Genomic DNA, 1,622 nt, shown 5'->3' on the forward strand with positions numbered 1-1,622 from the left:
TCGCGGTGCGCGCCTTGCAGCCACAGGCACTGCGCCGCTTCGCCAACGCGTTCGGGCAGGCTTTGCGGGCGGATGTCGAGCTCGCGCACGTGGCTGGGCAGATCGGCCAGCCGGCGGTCGGCGCGGGTTTGTCCGCGGGCGCGCATCCAGCGGTGCGCGGTGGCGGCGACCGCGGCCACCACGAGCGCGCCGAGCACCCACGCGACGACGCGCCCGGCCTCGCTCAGCCAGCGCGCGAAGCCGCTCAACCAGGTGGGCTGCCGGGTCTTCTTCTGGTCGGGGAGGGCGGGGTCGGCCGGGTGCTTGGCGTCGCGCTGGTCTTTTTTGAAGCGCAGCGTCTTTTGCTTCTTCTTGCTCTGCCCCAGGCCGGGGTCGCCCTGAACCTGCCGCAGGGCCTGCTGCACTTGCTCGGGCGCAGGCAGGTCGGTCGGCTCGGCATGAGCCGCCAGCGCCACGCAGCCAGCCAGCAGGCCGGCGATCAGCTGCGAGCGGGGCCGGGGCGCGTCAGGGCTTCGCATCGGCAGGGGCCTCGAAGGCGCGGCGGAAGGTCTGCTCGATGTCCCAGGCTTCGAGCTCGACGCGGCGGTTGAGGTACATCGCAAAGCCGGCTGCCACGTAGAACGGCTCCAGCAGCAGCATCACGACCGCGTAGATCGCCGCGAAGGCCAGCGTGGAGGTGTGGTCGTCGCCGTGACGCAACCAGCGGAACAGATCGAAGTGGCTGTTGGCCGGCATCAGCCAGACCAGCAGGGCGACGCAGCCCAGGCACAGCGCCATCTCGATGTGAGCGAAGGCCAGGTGCATGAAGGTGGCGGCAATGCGATGCCCTTGCAGCAATTGCGCGCGGCGCTGGCGCTGGGTGGCGCCGGCTTGTCCTTCGAGCTGGTAGATCGGCTGGGTATAGGCTCGCCACGGCGACAGCCGCCGGATCGACAAGGTGCTCGGCAGCCGGCTCCACCACACGCCGCGTTGCGCGCTCCACAGGTCGGACCAGCGCGTGGCTTGCCCGAACACGGCGCGTGCCAGCACGAAGAGCAGGCTGCGGTCCAGCCAGGGCTTGAGCCAGAACAGCAGCAGACCCGGCAGCCAGTCGGCGATGGCGATGCTGGACAGCGCCGCTGCCGTCGCCAGCAGCAGCAGCGGTGTGTAGCAGCGCCACACCGACGCCGCGTTGGCCTGCACCATGCGTGCGCCGAGGTCGGTGGCTTCCATCATCGGGCGGGGCCGCAGCTCCACGGCCAGGGCATCAACCTGCATGGGGCTCCTGTCGCGACGCGGCGGGCGCCAGCGGGCGGCCTTGCCAGATCAGGTAGCCCAGCACCAGGGCCCAGCTCAGCGCCCCCACGACGTACTTGGTGGACGGCGGGATCCAGCGGGCCGACGACCAGAAGGCCTCGATGGCGGCGGCGATGGTCAGCATGCCCATCACCCCGTAGAGCATGGGCACCGTGGCGCTGGCGGCTTGCTGCAGGGCCACGCCACGCGGGAGCCGCCCGGGCGCCAGCAGCGCATGGCCGATGCGCAGGCCCGCCGCGCCCGACAGCACGATTGCCGTCAACTCGAACGCCGAGTGCGTGACCACGAAGGGGTAGAAGGTATCGACGTGGCCGCGCAGGGTCAGG

Annotated in this window: 2 protein-coding genes and 1 pseudogene; all 3 read right to left on the reverse strand. The window is 71.1% G+C overall.

From position 1 onward, the window contains the following. A pseudogene (locus ACE3SS_RS15730) lies at window positions 1–518 on the reverse strand (hypothetical protein); the annotation flags it as partial. After that, window positions 505–1,257, reverse strand: coding sequence for a hypothetical protein (locus ACE3SS_RS15735; protein ID WP_374595564.1), 753 nt, complete (start codon window positions 1,255–1,257; stop codon window positions 505–507). The pseudogene ACE3SS_RS15730 and the gene ACE3SS_RS15735, both read right to left, overlap by 14 nt. Then, window positions 1,247–1,622: stage II sporulation protein M (locus tag ACE3SS_RS15740; protein WP_374595566.1), on the reverse strand; the 376-nt coding region annotated here is incomplete at its 5' end. The genes ACE3SS_RS15735 and ACE3SS_RS15740, both read right to left, overlap by 11 nt.

It is taken from the genome of Aquabacterium sp., assembly GCF_041915145.1.
In the GTDB taxonomy this organism is placed as follows: domain Bacteria; phylum Pseudomonadota; class Gammaproteobacteria; order Burkholderiales; family Burkholderiaceae_C; genus Aquabacterium.